Annotated in this window: 24 protein-coding genes and 2 pseudogenes; 20 read left to right on the top strand and 6 right to left on the bottom strand. The window is 34.7% G+C overall.

All coding sequences use genetic code 11. From position 1 onward, the window contains the following. Nucleotides 1–277 precede the first annotated feature (277 nt). The 10 genes from IE222_RS24550 to IE222_RS24505 all read left to right on the top strand — a co-directional run bounded on the left by IE222_RS24550 (nucleotide 278) and on the right by IE222_RS24505 (nucleotide 9,490). On the top strand, nucleotides 278–664 hold the full coding sequence (locus IE222_RS24550; RefSeq protein ID WP_191277020.1) for a VOC family protein: 387 nt from the start codon (nucleotides 278–280) through the stop codon (nucleotides 662–664). Between the two features lie 148 nt (nucleotides 665–812). Next, nucleotides 813–1,301, top strand: a complete 489-nt coding sequence (locus IE222_RS24545; RefSeq protein WP_191277019.1) for a prolyl-tRNA synthetase associated domain-containing protein — start codon at nucleotides 813–815, stop codon at nucleotides 1,299–1,301. 251 nt (nucleotides 1,302–1,552) lie between these two features. After that, on the top strand, nucleotides 1,553–1,753 hold the full coding sequence (locus IE222_RS24540) for a cold-shock protein (protein WP_191277018.1): 201 nt from the start codon (nucleotides 1,553–1,555) through the stop codon (nucleotides 1,751–1,753). A gap of 598 nt (nucleotides 1,754–2,351) precedes the next feature. Further along, nucleotides 2,352–3,206 (top strand): malate synthase, encoded by an 855-nt coding sequence (locus IE222_RS24535; RefSeq protein WP_191277017.1) that lies wholly within the window; start codon nucleotides 2,352–2,354, stop codon nucleotides 3,204–3,206. A gap of 201 nt (nucleotides 3,207–3,407) precedes the next feature. Then, on the top strand, nucleotides 3,408–4,499 hold the full coding sequence (locus IE222_RS24530) for an acyltransferase family protein (RefSeq protein ID WP_191277016.1): 1,092 nt from the start codon (nucleotides 3,408–3,410) through the stop codon (nucleotides 4,497–4,499). Nucleotides 4,500–4,947: 448 nt separating this feature from the next. Beyond that, nucleotides 4,948–5,568 carry an NAD(P)-dependent oxidoreductase gene (locus IE222_RS24525; protein ID WP_191277015.1) on the top strand — a complete coding sequence of 207 codons (621 nt, stop codon included), beginning with the start codon at nucleotides 4,948–4,950 and terminating at the stop codon, nucleotides 5,566–5,568. 301 nt (nucleotides 5,569–5,869) lie between these two features. Continuing rightward, the gene (locus tag IE222_RS24520; RefSeq protein WP_191277014.1) at nucleotides 5,870–6,319 is read left to right on the top strand and encodes a C40 family peptidase; all 450 of its coding nucleotides are present in this window, start codon (nucleotides 5,870–5,872) and stop codon (nucleotides 6,317–6,319) included. A 370-nt stretch (nucleotides 6,320–6,689) separates the two neighbouring features. Beyond that, nucleotides 6,690–7,052, top strand: a complete 363-nt coding sequence (locus IE222_RS24515) for a hypothetical protein (RefSeq protein WP_191277013.1) — start codon at nucleotides 6,690–6,692, stop codon at nucleotides 7,050–7,052. 355 nt (nucleotides 7,053–7,407) lie between these two features. Next, on the top strand, nucleotides 7,408–8,700 hold the full coding sequence (hcp, locus tag IE222_RS24510; RefSeq protein ID WP_191277012.1) for a hydroxylamine reductase: 1,293 nt from the start codon (nucleotides 7,408–7,410) through the stop codon (nucleotides 8,698–8,700). Between the two features lie 166 nt (nucleotides 8,701–8,866). After that, on the top strand, nucleotides 8,867–9,490 hold the full coding sequence (locus IE222_RS24505) for a hypothetical protein (protein ID WP_191277011.1): 624 nt from the start codon (nucleotides 8,867–8,869) through the stop codon (nucleotides 9,488–9,490). A gap of 82 nt (nucleotides 9,491–9,572) precedes the next feature. On the opposite strand, the gene IE222_RS24500 is transcribed toward IE222_RS24505, so the two are convergent. Then, nucleotides 9,573–10,037, bottom strand: coding sequence for a hypothetical protein (locus tag IE222_RS24500; protein ID WP_191277010.1), 465 nt, complete (start codon nucleotides 10,035–10,037; stop codon nucleotides 9,573–9,575). Between the two features lie 265 nt (nucleotides 10,038–10,302). Continuing rightward, nucleotides 10,303–11,139, bottom strand: coding sequence for a hypothetical protein (locus IE222_RS24495; protein ID WP_191277009.1), 837 nt, complete (start codon nucleotides 11,137–11,139; stop codon nucleotides 10,303–10,305). A gap of 263 nt (nucleotides 11,140–11,402) precedes the next feature. Between IE222_RS24495 and IE222_RS24490 the strand changes: the two genes are divergently transcribed. Beyond that, complete coding sequence (locus IE222_RS24490; RefSeq protein ID WP_191277036.1) at nucleotides 11,403–12,023, top strand: NAD(P)/FAD-dependent oxidoreductase; 621 nt, start codon at nucleotides 11,403–11,405, stop codon at nucleotides 12,021–12,023. A gap of 211 nt (nucleotides 12,024–12,234) precedes the next feature. Here IE222_RS24490 and IE222_RS24485 read toward each other — a convergent pair whose 3' ends face one another. Beyond that, nucleotides 12,235–12,996: an MBL fold metallo-hydrolase gene (locus tag IE222_RS24485; RefSeq protein ID WP_191277008.1), complete on the bottom strand. Its 762-nt coding sequence runs from the start codon at nucleotides 12,994–12,996 to the stop codon at nucleotides 12,235–12,237. 130 nt (nucleotides 12,997–13,126) lie between these two features. On the opposite strand from IE222_RS24485, the gene IE222_RS24480 reads away from it, so the two are divergent. From IE222_RS24480 to IE222_RS24455, 7 genes and pseudogenes are all read left to right on the top strand, one after another. Beyond that, nucleotides 13,127–13,537 carry an Lrp/AsnC family transcriptional regulator gene (locus IE222_RS24480; protein ID WP_191277007.1) on the top strand — a complete coding sequence of 137 codons (411 nt, stop codon included), beginning with the start codon at nucleotides 13,127–13,129 and terminating at the stop codon, nucleotides 13,535–13,537. Between the two features lie 14 nt (nucleotides 13,538–13,551). Further along, nucleotides 13,552–13,710: pseudogene (locus IE222_RS27045) on the top strand (nucleotidyltransferase domain-containing protein); the annotation flags it as partial. Between the two features lie 317 nt (nucleotides 13,711–14,027). Continuing rightward, nucleotides 14,028–14,870, top strand: coding sequence for an SDR family oxidoreductase (locus tag IE222_RS24475; RefSeq protein ID WP_191277006.1), 843 nt, complete (start codon nucleotides 14,028–14,030; stop codon nucleotides 14,868–14,870). Nucleotides 14,871–15,150: 280 nt separating this feature from the next. Next, nucleotides 15,151–15,432, top strand: coding sequence for a hypothetical protein (locus tag IE222_RS24470; protein WP_191277005.1), 282 nt, complete (start codon nucleotides 15,151–15,153; stop codon nucleotides 15,430–15,432). A gap of 260 nt (nucleotides 15,433–15,692) precedes the next feature. Continuing rightward, a complete protein-coding gene (locus tag IE222_RS24465; RefSeq protein WP_191277004.1) occupies nucleotides 15,693–15,917 on the top strand; it encodes a hypothetical protein in 225 nt (74 codons plus the stop codon). A 117-nt stretch (nucleotides 15,918–16,034) separates the two neighbouring features. Further along, nucleotides 16,035–17,222 carry a leucine-rich repeat domain-containing protein gene (locus IE222_RS26540; RefSeq protein ID WP_223282877.1) on the top strand — a complete coding sequence of 396 codons (1,188 nt, stop codon included), beginning with the start codon at nucleotides 16,035–16,037 and terminating at the stop codon, nucleotides 17,220–17,222. A gap of 1,212 nt (nucleotides 17,223–18,434) precedes the next feature. Then, nucleotides 18,435–18,809: a DUF2750 domain-containing protein gene (locus IE222_RS24455; protein WP_191277003.1), complete on the top strand. Its 375-nt coding sequence runs from the start codon at nucleotides 18,435–18,437 to the stop codon at nucleotides 18,807–18,809. 241 nt (nucleotides 18,810–19,050) lie between these two features. On the opposite strand, the gene IE222_RS24450 is transcribed toward IE222_RS24455, so the two are convergent. Beyond that, nucleotides 19,051–19,242, bottom strand: a complete 192-nt coding sequence (locus IE222_RS24450) for an aspartyl-phosphate phosphatase Spo0E family protein (RefSeq protein ID WP_191277002.1) — start codon at nucleotides 19,240–19,242, stop codon at nucleotides 19,051–19,053. A 315-nt stretch (nucleotides 19,243–19,557) separates the two neighbouring features. On the opposite strand from IE222_RS24450, the gene IE222_RS24445 reads away from it, so the two are divergent. Further along, on the top strand, nucleotides 19,558–19,896 hold the full coding sequence (locus IE222_RS24445; RefSeq protein WP_191277001.1) for a YolD-like family protein: 339 nt from the start codon (nucleotides 19,558–19,560) through the stop codon (nucleotides 19,894–19,896). 115 nt (nucleotides 19,897–20,011) lie between these two features. Here the strand turns inward: IE222_RS24445 and IE222_RS24440 are convergent. Both IE222_RS24440 and IE222_RS24435 read right to left on the bottom strand, forming a co-directional pair. Next, a pseudogene (locus IE222_RS24440) lies at nucleotides 20,012–20,218 on the bottom strand (substrate-binding domain-containing protein); the annotation flags it as partial. A gap of 78 nt (nucleotides 20,219–20,296) precedes the next feature. Next, on the bottom strand, nucleotides 20,297–20,455 hold the full coding sequence (locus IE222_RS24435; protein WP_191277000.1) for a hypothetical protein: 159 nt from the start codon (nucleotides 20,453–20,455) through the stop codon (nucleotides 20,297–20,299). A 197-nt stretch (nucleotides 20,456–20,652) separates the two neighbouring features. On the opposite strand from IE222_RS24435, the gene IE222_RS24430 reads away from it, so the two are divergent. Further along, on the top strand, nucleotides 20,653–20,946 hold a 294-nt coding region (locus IE222_RS24430), incomplete at its 3' end, for an NUDIX domain-containing protein (protein ID WP_191276999.1).

The following is a 20,946-nucleotide window of genomic DNA, read 5'->3' as shown; positions in this document are numbered from 1 at the left end:
AATGCAACATGTCCTCGGCCACCTTGATCACATTGAAAGGGTAAAATAGGAAAATCAAGGGAACTCAACTTTTTAAACTAAAGCCTGCAAGAGTTGAAAAACAAGCTGCCATATTGGCAGCTTTTTTATTGAACGAATTTGCAGCTAAGTTTAACAAGGTAATGTACCTAATGAGGGTAAAAGACAAGGAGGATTAATACTTGTTTTGTTGAATCTTATTAGTAAACTTATTAGGAGTTTCATTTTTAAAACAAAAAAATGACGGAAGGGGAAGTTTATGAATTTTAAATCTCCGCAAATTAATCTATATGTTGATCATTTAGAGAAATCAAAAGCATTTTATCAGAAACTGGGCTTTACACAAACCTTTGTAGCGGAAATTGATGGTAAGCCCGTACATTATGAACTAATTTTGGATGGTTTTAAGTTAGGTATAGCCTCTAAAGAATCTACAAAAGAAATTCACGGGTTAAATCCTGGTCAAAACAGGGGTTGCGAAATTGTAGTATGGACAGAAAATACTGATTCAGCCATTCAGTATTTAATTGATAATGGTGCTAGTATGTTATCTCATCCTCATAATTTTTTAAATGATTTAAGGTCTGGGTGGGTACAAGACCCAGACGGAAACCCAATACAAATCGTTTCCAAAAGAAAAAATTAAGTTTCGCCAATGGGTAGCATTAGTTCAAAAAGAATGGTGGGCAACGCTAATAAATAAGGTTTGCAAAAATTTAATGCAATTAATTAACTTTTTACATAGCCATTTAAAAATAATTTTAATTAACACTTAAAAAGAGGGAGAGTTTAGCATGTCACAAAAGCAACTAGTTTTTGATCAATTGGATAATTTAGGAATAGCGTATAAGCTAATGGATCATCCGCCTGTTTATACAATAGAAGATATGGAACAATTAAAGATTACTGAACAGGGGGAAGTGTGTAAAAACCTTTTTTTACGAGATGCGAAAGGGAAGCGACACTTCCTTGTTGTTCTGAATAAGGATAAACAGGCAGATATAAAGAGCATTCAAGCACAGCTGGGTTGCACGCGGTTAAGCTTTGCTTCGGACGAAAGACTGCAAAAATATCTGCACTTGCAAAAAGGAGCGGTGACACCCCTTGGAGTAACTAATGATCCCGAAGCGGCAGTTGAAGTCGTGTTGGACAGCAGCTTGGAAGGAAAAGAGCAGCTCGGTTTTCACCCCAATGACAATACCGTAACAATCTGGATTTCTTATGGGGATTTAATAAAGTTCATCAGGACAAATGGAAATATTATTCATCATATTGAAATTTAAAGGTGATATAAAGCTATAAACTTGAACATTTTTCTGCAAAAAGCGTACTTTCCAAGGAAACATGAGAACACCACCCGTATTTCCTAGGAACGCAGGTTATGTTATTTGCTTTTCTATGATAAATCTGTTATTCTTAAATAGAATTATTTTTGTTCTATTTCGGATTGAGAATAGATTTTGTTTTTCGTCTAAAGTTTTGAGCAAGGATAGTAACAGATTGTGTGGGATTCCACACGAGGAGGATACAAATTATGGAACAAGGTAAAGTTAAGTGGTTTAATGCAGAAAAAGGTTTTGGATTTATTGAACGTGAAGCAGGGGAAGACGTATTCGTACATTTCTCAGCAATCCAAGGCGAAGGTTTCAAATCTTTAGACGAAGGTCAAAGTGTAACTTTTGAAATTGAACAAGGACAACGTGGCCCACAAGCTACAAACGTTCGCAAAGCTTAATAATAGCTGATGACAGTCCCTTAATGCAGGGGCTGTTTTTTTTTATGTATTTCCTTTACAGGGTCCGTAACACTTCAACTCAAGTCTAGGTGCCGAACGAGACATAAAGTAGGAGATGGCGGTCTCAATAAAGCTAAAAAGCCCTATTCAATCATGAATAGGGCTTTTGCAACAACAAATATAAAACAAAATCGGTAAAAGTACAAATGGTAGACTAAGTATAACACAGGATAACAGCAATCACTAATTTTTTGTTATTAGTTTTTTCTTGCTGCAATTCCAATTTAAATTCAAGATACATGTATTTATTAACTCCATATATAGGGTAAAAGCCAGGAAACATAGGAATTATTGTTATGTTCTTTGGAATAAAATATTAATTTTACATCATAATAAAACATGTTGTCAATAAAAAATTGCACCTTTTTTGGAAAAATGTTATAATAGTCTTACAATTATTTTCCAACGTATTTCAATTTCTGCTGTATTTTTTGCAGATAGAATTATGGATACGTTTTTTATTATTTAAACGGAAGAAAGACAAATAAAATATTCAATTTAGTAACTGAGATTTTATTTTACAAGGAGGACTAGAAAAATGAATTTAATCAATGAGAAAGTAACACACAATCGTTTTGGCACGGGTAGTATAGTTAAACATAATGATTCTATTATTGAAATACATTTCGCTTCGGAAAATAAAAAGTTTGTGTTCCCCGATGTATTTGAAAAACACTTAAAATTACATAATCAAAGTGCAGCTGATTCAATGGAAAAGATTATACATAAAGTGGTAATGGGACGAAAAGAGGAAGAATGGAGGAAGGAAGAGGAAAAAAAGCGACAACATAAAATACAGCAGCTTCGTTCAGAACATGAAAAACTTATGAAAAATCATAAACTTCATCCTCAATCACAAATGGCTTTTTGGTGTGACCCTGAAGAACAGGATATTTCTTGTTCAGGGTGGAAGGTTTTTTCAGGCGTAATAAAAAGTGGTAATAACAAAGGGAAGCCAAACAAACCCATCCGCCTTCACCAAAATAGCGCTTGTCTTTTAACAGCAATAGATTCCGGTAAGCCTGAAAAAGACAGACGGATCTTAGGAGTTTATATGGTGAATGAAAACTTTATCGGAAAGCTTTGTGAAGATGGGTATATTCCCGCTCATTCAGAATACAGAATCCAACTGACGGAGCAGGAATCGGATCAGATGCTTTTCTGGAAATATTACACAAATGAAAAATCGCCCCATAAAATGACGTGGAATTCCGGAAAATACCGTTATTTTGATAATGTATGGATGGCTCAAATTTTGCTTGATATTGTTTCTTTGAAAAGTGACCCAAAAGACCGTGAGCTAGCACAAGAATTTTTTGAATATTTTTGTAAGATGAATCAGATCTGTGATCAAGAGATACCAAAACCTGACGGGGGATTAATGAGTATTTAGACAACATGGGGGCGGTTCTTGTGTTTAGATTAGTAAACATGAGAACCGTTCCCGTCTTAATTTAGGGACAATCCTACTGTGAGTTGAACCTTTGATGTACCATCGGACTGACCCGCTCTAAAATTATAAAAGGAATACTTCTTCCCAGAAAATACATCCTATAGATAGAAATAGGTAGTTATTTTTAATTGGGGTGATATTTTGAGTGATAAACCATTTGTTTTCTCGAAAAATATGACATCCATCGCGAAAGGGTTAGCCATCCTTTTAATGGTTTACCATCATTCATTTGCCTTTCCGGAACGTATCGAAAATGTTGATTATCTTCCCTTATTATTTATTGATCATCAGCCGTTAAGCGAATTAATTGGTCAATTCGGCAAGCTTTGCGTCGCCATTTTCCTTTTTTTAAGTGGATTTGGCCTTTATAAATCTTATGAATCAAAGGGAAATTTCACCTTTCGGAATGCTACGAAAAGAGCCTTCAATTTTATAAAGTTTTTTTGGGTTATCTTTCTTCTATTTGTGCCAATTGGTCTCATCTTTTTCAACGAAGATCCACGCTATGTCTGGAATCTCAAGGAGTTTCTTTATAATTTCTTTGCCCTTGTTTACACCTATAATGGCGAGTGGTGGTTTGTCTCTTTATATGTTGAACTTTTATTAATTTTCCCGTTATTAATGAAATTGATTAAGAAAAACCCTATTTTGGTTAGCTATCTGACGTTTGTTGTCTTTTTTCTTTCTGCCTTTTTTCAACATACAGCGGATTATTTCCCTAATCACGAACTCATCCAAATTTTCTTTCACCATCTCGGTGTTGATACTACCTGGCTGATTGTATTTATTACCGGTATTTATTTTGCAAAATATGAAGTGTTCAAAATACTGGATGAATTTTTTTCCAACATTTATTTAAACCATAAATTTTTTTTTATCAATCTGCTTGTGTTATGTGTTTACTTTAGAGAAAAGGTTTTTCCATTTATTATAGAAACAAGGGGGCCGCTATTAGATGGGGATTACAACTATGCTGATTTTTTCTTAGCGCCCATTGTGGTTATTGCGTTTATAAAAATTATTCAAAATGTTACTGTTTTGGAAAATTTATTTATGAGGCTTGGTAAACACTCCAATAATATTTGGTTGACCCATACTTTTTTTATTTATTACTACTTTCAAGAAGTGACATTTGTCCCTTATTTATCTGTTCTCATTGTCACTTGGGTTTTTGTCTTAACCATTCTGGTATCAATTTGTATAAATTTCATAATAAAATATTTGTTTAAATAGAAAAAGATACTTGAAGAAATTTATGGAAATGGAACTTTTAGAATGCAGGACCAATCACTCCAGACGGTAAGATTAACCGGCTTAAATAGTCACGACACTCTTTTTTACAATCAAAAGTTAGATGAACTCATCACGATTTAATGTCGCTTCATATGCAATGATATTAATATAACCAATCTTAATAATTGAAGATAAAAAGTAACCATCAAGAAAATGGTTACTTTATTTTTTGTGAATGGTTTTATAAAAAAAGAATGCTGTTAACTTGTATTCAACAAAAGGGTCAGTTTGTTGAGCGACTTCTTTAAAGAAAATTAGTACGCTATTCAACATTTAAGTAGTTTGAATTTATATACTTAAAGTAATCCTGCCTAAGTTAAATAAGAAGAAATAATAGCATTTATAGTGTAGTGTAATATTTGTATTCGTAAAAAGGAGGATAATTCTTTTGAATATTTTAATTTTAGGTGCAACTGGACGAGTTGGAGGTCAAATAGTTAATTATGCTCTTCATGGCGGACATCATGTTACAGCATTAGTTCGTACTCCAGAGAAGATTCAAATAAATAATGACAATTTAACTATTATTCGAGGTAATGTTTTAAATAAAGAGGATATCGTACGTGCAATGCACGGGTTTGATGTAGTTATTAGTGCGATAAATACTGATGGGGCAACAACTTTGTCTGAAAGTATGCCGCACATTATAGAAGCAATGGAAAACGAAGGTATACAACGAATTATTACTATAGGAACTGCAGGTATCCTACAAAGTAGAACCACCCCAAATTTACTGCGTTATCAATCAAGTGAATCAAAGCGTAAATCAACCCGTGCAGCAGAAGAACATCATAAAGTTTACGATATTCTTAAACAATCAACACTCGAATGGACTATTGTATGTCCTACGTATTTACCTGATGGAGAAAGTTTAGGTGAATATCGTGTGCAATGTGATTTTTTGCCGGTGGGTGGAGTTAAAATAAACGTATCGGATACAGCAGAATTTACATATAAGCAGATTGAAAGTAACAATTATATAAAATCACGTGTAGGTATCGCCTACTAATAAGAATTTCTTAATTATTACTTGCTGTCACAAGGTAAACTTTATTGTTTGTGAAAAATTGTACTTAAACTAACGGGGCTTTAACACAACAATCATCAGATCGTCACCATGGCGTTTGTTTTTGATTAAGGGAGCAGGTTAATAGAAGAAAGAAAACGACGCTCATGCTAAAAAATAATTATCTTGTGTTTTGAAATTATATTAGTATAACTTTGTAATAAAATTATTATATTGCTGTGATGAGTCTGTTATATCTTTCTAGTATAGTGTAAGTATCAAATCACGCTAGGAGGAAACAAACATGCTTAAGAAATTCATCGTAGCCTTTACCATTTTAGCTTCTTGTGCCTCTTTGTTTGCCGCCAAGGGTGATAAAGCGGAAGCGGCATATTATCATACAAAAGCAATCTCAGTAGCAAAAGCAAATCTCGGGGTTCCATATAGATGGGGCGGTATTTCGCCGAGCGGATTTGACTGTTCAGGTCTGGTGAAGTATTCCTACGGAAAAGCGGGAATAACATTAAATCGTACCGCTGCCCAAATGTACTATGGAAACGGATATCGACCGTCTAATTTGCAGATAGGCGACTTACTGTTCTATGCACCGAATAAAGCAAGTGCCCCAACACATGTTGCCATCTATATTGGATACGGGAAAATGGTTATGGCATCCTCCTCAAAAGGGGTCATTATCACTAACACAAGCAACCCGTATTGGCATTCTAGATATATTGGAGTAAAGCGAATATAAAGATCATCGGCGACGATGGTCTTTTTTGATTTTATCGTATTTTAAAAAACTTATCTCTAAAATAGAGTTTTTGAAAGTAATTGAAAATCTTGTGGGTTAAGCTCTTATTAAACAAACGGGTCCCTTACTTGAATTACAAAAAGCATATGCAAAAGAATGTGGAGATTCGTTCAATCCTATTTCCCGGCTTTTAATAAAAACAACATATTTTCCTCCTTTTCGGTTATATAAGAGGAATTATTGCCTAGATATAGAAATGGAAAGAGTTATTCTATTCGACAATCGGGCCATATTGTTGAACAAGAGATTATCATTCTGCCTTGGAATTTGTATAAGCTACTGGATAAAATATAAAGATGGAGGGAGAGATATGAGAGGTAGCCCAGAACTAAAAATAGAATCAGAAAAAATATATAAAACAAAAATGAATCCAAATAAATTGTTTGTAGCACGGATTATCCAAGTACCACTGGAAGATGAAATGTTAGATTTCGTTTTAGTGATTCAAAACAGAAAAAATAAGCAGATTACTTATAAAGAAATATTGGTGACAACGGAAAATTGGTATAACTCATTCCGGCTTGCTCGCGGAAACCTTGAATGGGTGTCTTTGAATACAGTTGCAGTATGGGATAATCTTGGGCATAAATTAGTAGAGGTAGCAGCTTTAACCGGTAAGGAAAATTATCGTATTTCTAATGAACATTGCTCTGCCTATCGGGAAAAAAAGTAAGTGAATTTACATCTTTTTTTGTTAAAGAAAACGGAGTGCTTATCTTGAATAAGATTTAAATAATGATCTTCAGCAATCGGGCGCGATTATAGGATAAAGGTTAGATTATTAAAGCATACCTTATAAAAAATTAACTGCCTTATTTCGGGTAGTGACAGCTTCGCTGGTACTACCCCTTTATAAGTAGAAAAAGTATTTTAATTCGTATTGTCAGTATGATAATGTGAATAATTTGTTGAAACTTTTTGAAGAATTTTTTACAAACGAGAGGAGTGTGATTTATGTCACTTAAAATCCAGGCAGTGGTTCGTTATCCTAGACAGGACATAAGAAATAAAGGAAAGAGGGAAAAGTTATGTTCTGTCATCAGTGTGAACAGACGCCAACTGGCGGTTGTCAAGTAATTGGGGTGTGCGGCAAGGATGAGACGGTCGCTAGTCTTCAAGATACCATTATCTTTGCGTTAAAGGGGATTGCCGCCTACCGGACACACGCCAATCAATTAGGTTATACCGACTCCTTCGTCGATCAGGTTACACACGAAGCTCTTTATATGACGTTAACAAATTCAAACTTTAATGTTCAAGAACATATTGAAATGGCGATGAAGATAGGTCAATCAGCCTTACGTGTCATGGAAATGCTGGATGAGGCTCATACGAATTTGTTAGGGATCCCAGAACCAATCACTGTCAGCCAAAATAAAATAGAAGGCAAATGTATTGTTGTCACCGGACACAACCTATTTGCACTAGAGAAATTATTACAGCAGACGGAGGGAATGGGAATCAACATTTACACCCATTCGGAAATGCTTCCAGCACATGGATATCCTGCATTAAAGAAGTATTCTCATTTGAAGGGGAATATCGGAAAAGCATGGTATGACCAGCGCCGCTTATTCGAGAGGTTTCCTGGAGCGATTTTAGCGACCACAAACTGTGTTATGCCCATTAAAGGTTCTTATGCCGACCGTATGTTTACGTACGAAGTAACTGGACTTGAGAATGTTCAAAAAATCACGAATGATGACTTTTCACCTTTGATTCAAAAGGCCCTTGAATTACCAGAGGCTTTAATAGATTCAGATGAAACCTTATTGACAGGCTTCCACCATGAAACGGTATTAGGGCTAGCCCCAGAAGTAATAGATGCTGTGAAAACCGGAAAAATCAGACGGTTCTTTGTGATTGCCGGTTGTGATGCACCAGGCAAGGGAGGCGAGTATTATCGTGAACTGGCCACTTCCTTGCCACAAGACACGGTTATTTTAACAACATCATGTGGTAAATTCAGGTTTAACGACGTAGAGTATGGAATGGTACCTGGAACCAACATTCCTCGCTATATTGATTTAGGTCAATGTAATAACTCTGTCTCTACAGTAAAAATTGCTAAGGCACTTGCAGACGCATTTGAATGTGAAGTCAATGAATTACCAGTCAGTATCGTTCTCTCCTGGTTCGAACAAAAAGCAGTAGCCATCCTCTTAGGGTTGTTCAGCTTAGGGATTCAGGATATCCGGATTGGACCAAAAGCACCTGAATTTATCTCTGATGGTGTATTAACCGTTTTACAAGAAGCATTTAATTTGAAATTAATTGGTTCCGCAAAAGAGGATATAGAATCCATGCTGCAGTTATCTTAATAATTAAATACACTGGGCACCACCGAAGTTCACGGCGGTGCCCTATTTCAATTTATTTTTCATAAGTTTGGTTCGTGACAATATTTGGGTTATTTATAGTATAATAGTTTTGGTTCATCCTTTGTGTCGGAAAATCAAATGCTACTAACTTTAATGGGGGTTTCCAATGGAAAGTGAAAATAAGGTACAAATAAAATTTAGCGTAGAACGTGAGCTTGCAGAAAAGTTCGTCCTAGCTGCTAAGTTAAATAAAGATAACTCTGTTCATGTACTGAAACAACTGATGATTCAATATGTTAGAGACAGTTTTTCAAATGCTTCAAGGGATGTTAGCAGGTCATCAGTTCAAGGTTTTAACTCCAACCAAGGTATTAACTTTGGTGAAGTACAAAGTTCCTCAGCAGGAAATGTTCATCGTAATTCCAATACAAAAATCACAAGTGAAATGGTCAAAATTGCCTACGAGTATGCAAAAAAGGTGTATTCCGGAAATCTGACTCGTCAGGAAGGCAAATTGGCAATTTCAAAAAAGACCGGCATGAATCCTGGCTCAGCACAAGATTATATTACTTGTTTTCTAGCAATGATCGAGGGAAGGGAATATCATAGAACGATGAGCAATTTAGGTACGGAATATTTTTTAGAAAATATTAAAAAGGATTTCGGGGAAAGGTCCTTTCAATTAGCGATAGAAGCTACTGAAAAACATATCAAATATTATAATTCACTTGGATATGGACAATTGAAAGCAAAAGAGGATATTGTCAAGAAATTAAAAGAGGCGTTGTAACAATTAGATATATAAAGATTGTTCTTGTCTATTCCATAAAATAGAACGCCGTTCTTTCCATCATAAATCGAAAATGGCGTTCTTATTTTATGAACCTGGTTATAAATTTTTTTATAATTAATCCAATTAATATTCCTGGAATAACAAAAAGCATTGGTAAAAAAATCGGTCCTAATAAAATTCCAAATAGCTTTACCTTGGTTGAATAAATCAAACCAAGTGTAACAAAATATGCCGCAAAAACGAATGGGAGAAATAAAAACGGAGTAGCTTCATTTTTTCCGTTCGCATCCTTCACTGCATCCCACATTGAAAAAAAATACAAACATGGATAGAACATTAGCCACTGGAAATCGATTTGCTCAATAGAAGTATCAATATTACCAAGAAAGCTAGAGATGATGGCCTTGTTAAAATTGGATTGGATATTAACTAGAAATTCAAGGGAAATGAGCAAAATGCCTTTTACATATTTTTGATTTAATAATTGTCCAAAACCAGGTAAAGCAATTGACCATAATAGTTTTTCAAACATCCCTTTATTCACATTAGTAACTTCCTACTTTCTTTGGAGGATCTTTAAATTCACCTTTAGGGTTTATTAGGGTGGTAAAGTTTTCGAAAGTTCTTCTCTGTCCGCTGCTGTAAAGGGCTCTTCGACTTGATTTATAATAGATGAATTTTTACCCATACTCCACCTCCAGTATTAATTTATATTATTATCTGTCACTAAATTCATTTCATACTTACGTGAATGGGGCAGGCTAGGAGGTATCCACGTGGCTGTGCACCACCTGAAGAAAATGGTTACTTTATTTTTTGTAAATGGTTTTATAAAAAAATCTTGAAATAAATGTCATTAGCAAGTATCGAGAACTAGTAAATAGAAATGGTTTAATTTTCACTTTTAATATACCTATTTTTATTAAAGTTATATCCACAATCAAATGGCTTACTGGCAGTAATATCCTATAAAATAACCTAGGCTTGGAAGAAGTTATGGTAGCGATAAACGAGAGTATCAAACTGTATAAAGGAACTATTTTAAAATGTTCAGTCCACGAAAAGAATAATCCATGCCCAAATCGAATGAAACGTTTTACGGCAGAAATATACATTAACGTAACCCAAACTACTTCAATAGCCATGTAATGAGCAATTACCATTGCCCATCTTTTTTGGGTGGAGAGTGCCTTATAAAATCCATCACTTATATAAAAATATACATGTAATAAAACGAAAGTGTATATAGGCTTCCACCAATATACTTTATAAATGTTTAGTCGTAGAAATAATTTCTCAATACAATAATAAAAAAGGCTGGTACTGATTTTCCACTTCCAGTTTTTATTAAATAAAGTTAGAAAAGTTGATGCAATTGGTACATAAACCGCTTGAGAGAAGATTGCTCCTAAAATGGAATCAAATGCACGCTTTTTCATAATTGACGGTTTGTAACTATACCCATGAAAGAGGTTGAGAGTCGGATATTCAAATATATAAGCAAAACCTATATTGGATAATAATAAAATCCACATATCCTTTTGTTTTATACGTTTTAACATAATCAAAATCATACCTAAATGAATAACCGCTAACAATAAAAAAGGAGTTGAGTTCTTATTAAAAATTTTATTCTTTTTTCTCATTTTTTACACCGTTTTACTTATGACATTTAGTTTTAGTATTGTTCATTTGAAGGGAAATATTTATGATGATCGCGCGCTATCCTGCAACAAGGAGAAGCGCTCATTTTTTAAAATACAAAAGAAAATGAGGGAGAAATTAAAGTTATACAATTAGGCAATTTAAAGAAGGGTGATTTTTAATCTTGGCATACTTTAGGGGGGTATTGTAAACTATGAAAGGAAAGTATGTATAGTAAATGGAACCAAAAATGGGAGAAACTAGAATGGGTAATAGTATAAAAAAAATTAAGATTGCCGTAAATGGAGGAATTGGGTTTGGGGCTAACCTTAATTCAAAACAGCTTATGATGCTTGCAAAATATATGACTGAAGAAGAAGAACTTGAATTAACAACATTCCAACAATTATATATAGAAATCCCGGAAGATAAAAAGGAAGAAATCATAGAAGAATTCCAAAGTGTCGGTCTAACCTGTTATCCGGTTGGTAACTTTGTAAAGAGCTTGAAAACCTGTAATTTTTGCAAAGGGGAAATAGAAGAAGGAATGCCGGTGGCAAAAGTATTAAATCACCGTATCGCAGGAAAACCTGTACCATTTACCCTAAAGGTTGCTTACACAGGTTGCCCTGTTGGTTGCGGTGAACCCATGTTAAGTGACATTGGTATTATGAAGATTGGAGAACTTTACAATTTATATGTTGGAGGAAAAGCAAAAGGGAAAGACGCTGAGGTTGGCATCTTACTGATGGAGAATCAAACTCCAGAAGAATTATACGATTCAGTAGACAAGATCATTGCCGTATATTCAGAACTGGGTAAAAAGCGGGAGACATTTTATAAATTTTTAAAACGGACAGGTAAGGATCAATTAATAAGTTCGTAATAAATTTGTGTACTTTCTAAAGTGGGAAAGATAAATTTCCACATATTAACAGACACTTGCACAAGCCGACCAGAAGCGCTGGAATGGCCTTGCTATATCGAACTTAGAGAGTTTACTTGTTATGACGGATTAGTGGATTAATAATCGATTTATTCAGTGTAATACAAATTAAAAACAGACAGATATTAGTTATACCTGTCTGTTTTCAGTCTTAAAATGAATATGATTCGCCATCATTTGGTACTAATACATTAGATGTGATGGCTTTTTCATCAATAAAGCTTTTTAATTCTTCCCTAGACAATCCCCAATGATTAACAGCTTCCATGTGGACAGCAATAATTTTTGCGTTAGGAGCAGCCTTAACCACTTCATGGACATCATCTTTCCCCATAATAAGAGAACCGCCCTCAAAGAATTGATTATCTCCAGCATTTACAACAATAATTTCTGGCTTATGCGTGTCTATTACTTTTTGAACGGCATCATACCAAACAGTATCTCCAGCAACATATAATGTTTGCTCTGTTGGGTGCTTGAAGACAACGCCACACACTAGACCAGCAAGTTGTAAGATTTCGCCTCTTCCATGCTCTCCTTTTGTTTTAATTAATTGAATCCCTTCAAATACCGAATCCTCATGTAAAACCTCTACATTTTGGAAACCAGCATTTCGAATTTCTGCTGCATCTTCTTCATTTTGGGCAAATAGTTTGATGTCTTTTGGCAATGCCTTTACAGCAGCGTCATCCCAATGATCATAATGAAGATGAGTAACGATCACTGCATCGATACCATTAATTATATTGTCAATGGATGTTGGTAAGTCGATTAAAGGATTGTTTTGATCTTGTCTTGGTGCGTTTGGGAAAGGAGGATAAGTTCCTTTTTCGGCTAACATCGGGTCAATTAAAAACCTTTTCCCTGCGTATTCCACAACGATTGTTGCATTACGAATTTGGTGTATATTCATATATAATAACTCCTTTATCTTTGAAATTTATTTTGAACAATGTATAGTCTAAACTATGGGCTTAAGACGATACATAGCTTAAATAAAGTGTTTTAACGGTTTTACTTTATTTATGAAAGGAGTTAATTAAATGTTAGATAAAACGGATCTACTTATCCTAGAAGAATTATCGATGAATAGTCGAATAACGATGAAAGAATTGGGTGAGAAGGTTCATTTGACCGCGCCAGCTGCTTCTGCAAGAGTGGCGAAACTAGAGGATAGTGGGATTATTGAGGGTTATACAATAAATATTAACCAAGAAAAATTAGGATTTCATATACATGCTTTTATAACTATCATTACACAAAACACTTATCATCAGCCATATCTTTCTTTCGTAAAAACACAAGTGGAATATATAATAAATAACTATAAAATCAGTGGAGATGGTTGTTACATTCTTGAATGTAAATTCCCATCAAATGAATTAATGAATCAATTTTTGGAAGAATTAAACGAGCACGCCAACTATAAATTATCGATTATTATAAATAAATAGTTTACTCATGAAACAATCCAGAAAGTGTGCTTTTATATAAGGAGAAAATCACTAGAGAAAAAGACCATCAAGACTTTATCGCCATAAAAGGTTATCTCAATAATGGGAAGAAAAAATGGCTTAGCTATGCTTTACAAACACACGACCCAGAACATAAGTGGCTTCAATTTTAATCTAGAAGTTTGTCTAACTAACGGGCAGGTTAGTTAATAAATAGATAGTTAAGATGGCTTCAATCAATGATAATTATACTTAAGAATAATATTAATATATATAGGTTATGTGTGGAGAAATGGATTCACTAAACAAATTCATGATTATTCTTATGCTTCAAGCAGGTTTACCTGCTCTTTGTCTTTATGGTCCATCAAAAGAGGAATAGGCAGAAATAGGTATGGAATCTCCTAAAATGTAATATTAATAATTATATGTATATACCAGAGAAGGGTGTCTCCATTAAAGAAAAGCCCTACCGAGAGGAGTGTACGTGATGGGTTTCCCACCTCAGCAACAAAGTAAACCCGGCATTGAATCAATCATGACACCCAGACCTATATTTGATAACCCCAATTACAAACCAGCAGGTAAACTTATGAATAAGGTAGCACTTATAACTGGTGGGGATAGTGGTATTGGGAGAGCTGTCGCTGTGGCCTTCGCCAAAGAGGGCGCAGACATTGCAATCTCATACCTAAATGAACACAGCGATGCAAATGAGACGATGTTCTATATCAAAAAGTACGGTCGTCGTTGCATTACCATTCCAGGCGATATTGGGTATGAGCAGACCTGCGAACAAGCTGTAATGCGAACGATTCACCATTTTGGCCGTATTGACATTCTCGTGAATAATGCCGGTGTATTGTATGTAAGGAACAGTCTACTAGAGGTAGATTCAAACCAACGAGCAAGTACTTTTCATACAAATGTGTTTTCGCAATTTATTTTGACGAAAGCTGCACTACCATACATGGCTTCAGGGAGCTCCATCATTAATACAACATCCATAAGTGCCTATCAGGGAGCGCAAAATGCAATTGACTACTCGGCATCAAAAGGAGCCATTGTTTCATTTACACGTTCGCTGTCACTATCACTGGCATCGCAAGGGATTAGGGTCAATGGCGTGGCCCCAGGACCAATTTGGACTCCATTAATTCCATCTTCTTTACCTCCAGAACAGGTTGCAACGTATGGAGATAATGTTCCCATGATGCGAGCCGGTCAACCGTTTGAGGTGGCACCTGCTTATGTATTCTTGGCCTCCGATGATGCATCTTACATATCTGGGCAAATACTTCACGTGAATGGTGGGGAAATTGTAAACGGTTAATAAACAATTTATAAGTACTAATCAATCCCTTGATTGATGTTTTTTATTTTGCTAAAAGGATAGGTAAAACTTCCATCCAGTCCATACTTCTTCCTTGACAGGAACAGTTTGGCCGATAAACAGTCCTGTTCTTGTTCAACCAAAGGTTGCTTTACTTTTTAGAACAGGCTTCTATATCAAACTAACAATGAAGATATAGTTTAAAAATAGGCAAATATCTATTCCTCTTTAAAAATGGACACATACACTATTTTGGAAACAATTTGAGGAGGAGATAAAAATGGAAAGAACCTTTGGAATGGGCATGGATGGATATCCAGGAATGGCCATGAGTGGATACCCAGGTATGGGAATGAGTGGATACCCTGGTTATGGTATGAGTTATGGAGGTTATCCTGGAATGAGTATGGGTGGATACCCTAGTTATGGTATGAGTTACGGAGGTTATCCTGGAATGAGTATGGGTGGATACCCTGGAATGGGTATGAGTTACGGAGGTTATCCTGGTTACGATATGGGATACGGCGGCTATCCATCCCATCATGGTTGCTGTGGCTGTTAGAGATGGTTTGAATTTTTAAGCAAATGAAAGCAAAAGGGACTAGATTGATTGTAATATTTAATAATCCCAGCTACTAGGAGTTAACGATTCAGCTGCCATTTTTGGTGGCTTTTTCTTATCAAATTAACGGAATTCCTTACTTGAAGATCCGGCTGCTAATGGCAGCCTTTTTGTTTATTCAACTAAAGGGCAGTATAGTTCATAAAGGAATACTACTTTGTAATATAGAATTAAGATAAAAGAAGATTTAGGGGGATATTATGGATAATCAATTTAGAAAATTTCTAGACATTTATTTAGATGCTTGGCGTTCTTCCTCATTAACAGCAATTAGTGATTTAATATCAAATAATTACAAGGGAAGAGAAATTACCGGAGGAGAGATTGTTGATTTTGAGTTTGAAGAATCAATACTTGGTTGGGAAAAAGGGTTTAATTTTGTAAAAGAAAACAAAATGCAGTTCAGCGAACGGGTGCATAAGTAAAAGATCAATTTCCGGCAATAATCGCTGCTGGTGGTCATTTTTTCTTGTTGAACTAAAGTGACAGGTTAGTTGAAGAGAGATTTGGTTTTTGATAAGAACATCAAAATAGGAGGAGTTATGAAAAGCTATAAAATTGGCAACATCACAATTGTGAGGTATCCAGATGATACAGAGGATACGCTTAGAATCTCTTCTGAATACATTGAAGAAAGTGTGGAATTAATAAACAAGCAAAAATTTAAAAATATTTCCATTGGGCACAGCCAGAAATTCACAGATATAGACTTTTTAGAGAGATGTGGTGGGTCTGTTGTGAATTTGGATATACATAGTGAAACAATTAAAAACTTTGATGGTTTAAAAAAACTGACAAACCTAAAGGTCTTATCATTGGATGTTGGTAAAAATGCCAAGCTGGATTTGAGTGTTTTGGGTTCTTTAGAAGAATTATATGGCGTTTTGCCTGGCAAAACCAAAGGATTCTCAAGCTTATCAAAATTAAAGCATGTAATGATTTGGGGATATAATCCTCCATCAAAAAATATTTCTGAACTAAGTAAGGCAGAAAATATCGAAGAGCTCCGTATCAGGCAAGCGAACCTTGAAACATTAGAAGGGGTTGAGAGGCTAAGCAAATTGCAGTTCCTAGAGGTTTACGGCTCCAATAAATTAAATGATATAATGCCAATTTCAGAACTTAAGAACTTGACTGAACTGGAATTGGAGAACTGCAAAAGTATCAGAGATTTTTCCCCAATTGGAACATTGAGCAATTTAGAATCGTTAGCCATCGTATCCTGCGGTAGTATGGAGTCTATTTCCTTTACAAAAAGTCTTGCTAAATTGAAACTATTTAATTTCGACAGAACCAATGTAGAGGATGGCGATTTAAGCTATTGCCAAAGAATTCCCGAAGTCTATTTTACAGAGAAAAGGCACTTTTCACACAAACGAAAGGACCTTAAGGATGCCAAAATTGATCAAATCCCCTTGCCGACCGTTTTTTGGCGAGACCGAATGAATGACGGAGACGATACCTTTACAAGTGAGAATATAAATGCTTCGGAGAAAGCACTCAATGCGTACATACAAAAAATCAACTGTCTTGGGGATACCCCCACACAAAAGAAACTCTCGTCCCTTGTTAAAGAAGTTATACTAACATTCAACAGGTTAAATGAGAAATATGATTTTTTCATTGAAACTATGGAAAGGGAAGAGCTTGCTGAATATATTTTATCAGTGGCGGAATTAGCTGGTCTTAAAACAAATGAAGACATCACCGAACAATGGAGAGAGTGGTAGTCCTTGTTGTACTAAACCAGCTAATAGTTTGTCAATATTTTCCAATAAAATTGTTTATAAAAAGGGGGGAATAATATATTAATAACGTAAGTAAATTTGTGTTATTCCGAAAGTTAACATTATATTCCGGAAAATAAAAAAGCGCCAATAGTAACAGTAATTACTTATTGGCACAATAATTCAAGTTTATTTCTACCAAATTGACATAGCAATGTTAAATAATATAAGTACTATTCCAAAAGATGTAAATAAAAAACCTATTGTCTTTTTATATTTGTTAGCAATCTTATCTGTTTTAAGAATATAGGTTCCAGCACATAGGAGCAAAACGCTATTTACTAGATTTAGAAGCTGAAGTATGTTCATTTTTCTTCTCCTCTTATACTTGCCAATAATAATAATAATAATATGCGTTCTTAGAAGCCCTTTGCATTAGTAAAGCATACCTTGAGACCGCTCCGGCAAGACCTAAAGTTGGTAATGCTACGGCAAAAGCAGCAGTACCACCGCTAATAGAACCAGCAATTAATGTAGCAATAACTCCTATGGGAAACCTCGCCTAACATCCCAAAAAGGCCCATCTATTATGCCCTCTACAACTTTTTTCTGGCTATTATCTGTTATAACTGCTAGTTCAATATTTTAACCGTTAACATTATTGTAAGCATTTTCTACGTCTTCTTCAAAGTTTTCTACAACAGGTTCCCCTTGGTATATTACGTTAGGGTCACCTAACTATACAAAGATGGGATATCGATAATATCTATTTTCTCTTCCTACCACTTCGAAATGGTATCTAAAAGAAAATAACTTTGGTACAACAAATCAAGTGTGCAAATAGTAAATCACTTGAGGGTGTTAATTTTTGTTTAGAACACCATATTAATTCTTTGCAATATATCGGGAGTTTACCAAAAGAACCTGAAGGAAAACTTTTTACTCCGTATTATGGAATAGCAAGAATTAGATAGTATGCTAGATTGATGTGTTGCTTAAAAAGGCATCGACTTTTTTATGTATTAGTGTAGTGAGGTAGATCGTGAAATATTGTACCTAAGATAATGGGTAGCGATTGTTTAAGAAGTCGGCAGTCATTCGGCAGTCCTTTTTGGTTGTTTTACTAATGGGGCATGTTACTGCAAGAAGGTATTTTAAACAATTTTGTAGAAAATTTAAATGCTTTATTAAATGGGGTAACTGGACGAAAATAAAATGAATATAAAAGAAGTTGAATCGGTCATAAACCAACCACCCAATTTAAGATATGAGTATTTTATTAAAAAAGCCGCTGATTATGAAGAAGTCTGGGGGTTATATGACGATGGTTGGGCAACAGCACAGGATGATGATGGAAATACGTTGATTCCTATCTTTCCTAAAAAAGAATTTGCAGAATACTGTGCCGTTCATGAATGGAATAAATTTAAAGCTGTACCGATTGATTTATATGAGTTTATTGACAAATGGCTTGTTGGAATGAAGGAAGATAGAGTTAAACCATCCATTTTTCCAACAAATGAAGATTCGGTAATGGTTGAGATAGATGTTTTATTAAGGGACTTAAATAATGAGTTAGAGAATTATTGAGGAAGGTTTGCGTTTAAACATTAAAAGAGATTGTTTACTATGAACAAGATTGTGGAAAAATGTACTTAAACTATAGGGTGCTTTAGTTAAAGAAGATACCAAAAGTTCCAAGTGGACGGTTCTGCTGGTCCTTTTTGCTCTTCAAGTATTTTCGTTCTAAGAGTTCGTCCCTTCGGAGCAATTAAAAAGCCACTAGAACTTGTCCATTTGGTCAGGAAACTCCTGACTAAATTCTTATACATCAAGATGCATTGCTTAATTTGTTTCCCTTAGAAAAATATATCATATGTAAATTTATTAAGTTATCTAACTCTTGGCTACAGGTCAAAGTTTCTTGGCTATTAATACCTGTACTTTTAGCAAGCCTAACCATTTTCTTTTTCATTAAATCTATTTTTTTTGACAGTATTAGTTCACACAATAATTTGGTCATGATAGGTAAAATCTCCTGGTAAAAATTATTTATATACAAGTGCACGAAAAATATTATAGTAAAAATTTCTAAAAGAAAAATAGTTTCGACAAAAGTTGTCAAAAAAAGACAATTAGTTAATGTTGCACAATCCGACTCTACTGTTCAGTAGAGAATAAAAAAGGACGATAGCCATAAAATGGGTTATCGTCCTTCTTCAACTATAAGGTGCTTTAATCGAATAAGAAGCCAAGGACTACTGTAAAAGTGGTCTTTAATTTTTATTCGCATATAGAACGTTAGTTCGTATATAATATAAACAAAGGAGGCTATTATATGGCAATACGTGATCGTGGGATGGTTAAATGGCAGGCTGCATTTCAATTGCCTGAATTGGCAAAAAAACAACGTAACTTTTGGCGGGGTACTGAGCGGATAAGTAAACCGATAATTGATGAAAATGAGGCAGAAGAGTTTGACCTTCGCATAATTTACTCAATGGAATACGGTCATGCTGTATCGCTGAAGATATGGGATGACGGATTTACTTCGGATATAACTGGTCGTGTTCATTACGTCGATCCTATTACAAATGAACTGCGGATTGAAGTAGAGCCTGGCAAATTCGAGAAAGTGGCGTTCGACAATGTTGTCGGAGTGAAGGTCGTTAATTAGGCAGACATTACGTCGAGTGGAGTGTTTATTTTTTTCTTCTTACGCTAAAGGGTGCAAGAGTTAAAGAATGGGATGGTTGCGGCGATCCCTTTTTTATTGCACTACCATGAAAATTACGTTCTGTTATTAATGGGACAAAATCAATTCCAACGATTTTTGCAGCTTTTTCAATTCCTACTCCTACATCAGCTATACCAGTAGAAACAGCAGAAGCCACACTTAAATGGTTTGACCCTTCGTGCTCGTATCCCTTAATGTCCCAAGAAGGAATTTCGTTGATTCTGAGCTGTTCATCAAGTAGAATACGTGCTTCTGAACCTTTAATTTAAACTTTTAATTAAAGAAATGTGAAAATAATATATATAATAAAATCTTCACCATTCAGAGGGTGAAGGTTTTATTATTTCCGTAAAAGTTTACGATTTTTTTCTATTGTTTCTTTATTTTTTGCTATTATTTCCTTTATAGTTAAATGCATTTCATCATAGTTAGTTTCATGATTATTTTTTAGGCTTTTATCTAAGTGAGGTAATGATGGCTTAGTTTTTTCAAAATCCATTAAAATCTCTCCTATAGTATAGATTAAAAATTGACCTTACCCTTAGTATACATAACAAAATACAATGCTTATGTTAAATTATTGTAACAATTCATAATTTTCCCTCCCTCGCTAACAGGCAGCTTAGTTCAACAAGGAATTTCTAACCATATTGCCGAAATATATATACTCTAAACTCGTAAATTGGAGGATTAATTATGTCGATTTTAGTCAGCAAAAAAGGCAATGTATTTTTGGATTTTCTTCAGACTTCAGAAGAGGAAATAAACAAGTATGTGACTGATGCACCCTTAACTCATTCATTAGTGGTTGCTAAATATCAAGAGAAATATCTTTTAATTTTTAATAAGTGGAGACAAAACTGGGAGTTAGCTGGTGGAATTATAGATGATGGAGAAACACCGAGGGAATGTGCAATTAGAGAATTATTCGAGGAAACATATCAATCAATTAAACAATTATCTTTTAAGGGGTTTAATGAAGTTTCAATT

Source organism: Neobacillus kokaensis, from assembly GCF_014656545.1.
GTDB lineage: Bacteria > Bacillota > Bacilli > Bacillales > Cytobacillaceae > Neobacillus > Neobacillus kokaensis.
Note: the sequence above shows the minus strand (reverse complement) of the source record. Positions and strands in the feature narration are given on the sequence as shown.

Excerpts from the sequence above, each read along its gene's own strand:
- IE222_RS24550 (WP_191277020.1), top strand. The coding sequence starts at position 278 with ATGAATTTTAAATCTCCGCAAATTAATCTATATGTTGATCATTTAGAG.
- IE222_RS24545 (WP_191277019.1), top strand. The coding sequence starts at position 813 with ATGTCACAAAAGCAACTAGTTTTTGATCAATTGGATAATTTAGGAATA.
- IE222_RS24540 (WP_191277018.1), top strand. The coding sequence starts at position 1,553 with ATGGAACAAGGTAAAGTTAAGTGGTTTAATGCAGAAAAAGGTTTTGGA.
- IE222_RS24535 (WP_191277017.1), top strand. The coding sequence starts at position 2,352 with ATGAATTTAATCAATGAGAAAGTAACACACAATCGTTTTGGCACGGGT.
- IE222_RS24520 (WP_191277014.1), top strand. The coding sequence starts at position 5,870 with ATGCTTAAGAAATTCATCGTAGCCTTTACCATTTTAGCTTCTTGTGCC.
- IE222_RS24515 (WP_191277013.1), top strand. The coding sequence starts at position 6,690 with ATGAGAGGTAGCCCAGAACTAAAAATAGAATCAGAAAAAATATATAAA.
- hcp (WP_191277012.1), top strand. The coding sequence starts at position 7,408 with ATGTTCTGTCATCAGTGTGAACAGACGCCAACTGGCGGTTGTCAAGTA.
- IE222_RS24505 (WP_191277011.1), top strand. The coding sequence starts at position 8,867 with ATGGAAAGTGAAAATAAGGTACAAATAAAATTTAGCGTAGAACGTGAG.
- IE222_RS24495 (WP_191277009.1), bottom strand. The coding sequence starts at position 11,139 with ATGAGAAAAAAGAATAAAATTTTTAATAAGAACTCAACTCCTTTTTTA.
- IE222_RS24490 (WP_191277036.1), top strand. The coding sequence starts at position 11,403 with ATGGGTAATAGTATAAAAAAAATTAAGATTGCCGTAAATGGAGGAATT.
- IE222_RS24485 (WP_191277008.1), bottom strand. The coding sequence starts at position 12,996 with ATGAATATACACCAAATTCGTAATGCAACAATCGTTGTGGAATACGCA.
- IE222_RS24480 (WP_191277007.1), top strand. The coding sequence starts at position 13,127 with ATGTTAGATAAAACGGATCTACTTATCCTAGAAGAATTATCGATGAAT.
- IE222_RS24475 (WP_191277006.1), top strand. The coding sequence starts at position 14,028 with ATGGGTTTCCCACCTCAGCAACAAAGTAAACCCGGCATTGAATCAATC.
- IE222_RS24470 (WP_191277005.1), top strand. The coding sequence starts at position 15,151 with ATGGAAAGAACCTTTGGAATGGGCATGGATGGATATCCAGGAATGGCC.
- IE222_RS24465 (WP_191277004.1), top strand. The coding sequence starts at position 15,693 with ATGGATAATCAATTTAGAAAATTTCTAGACATTTATTTAGATGCTTGG.
- IE222_RS26540 (WP_223282877.1), top strand. The coding sequence starts at position 16,035 with ATGAAAAGCTATAAAATTGGCAACATCACAATTGTGAGGTATCCAGAT.
- IE222_RS24455 (WP_191277003.1), top strand. The coding sequence starts at position 18,435 with ATGAATATAAAAGAAGTTGAATCGGTCATAAACCAACCACCCAATTTA.
- IE222_RS24450 (WP_191277002.1), bottom strand. The coding sequence starts at position 19,242 with ATGACCAAATTATTGTGTGAACTAATACTGTCAAAAAAAATAGATTTA.
- IE222_RS24445 (WP_191277001.1), top strand. The coding sequence starts at position 19,558 with ATGGCAATACGTGATCGTGGGATGGTTAAATGGCAGGCTGCATTTCAA.
- IE222_RS24435 (WP_191277000.1), bottom strand. The coding sequence starts at position 20,455 with ATGGATTTTGAAAAAACTAAGCCATCATTACCTCACTTAGATAAAAGC.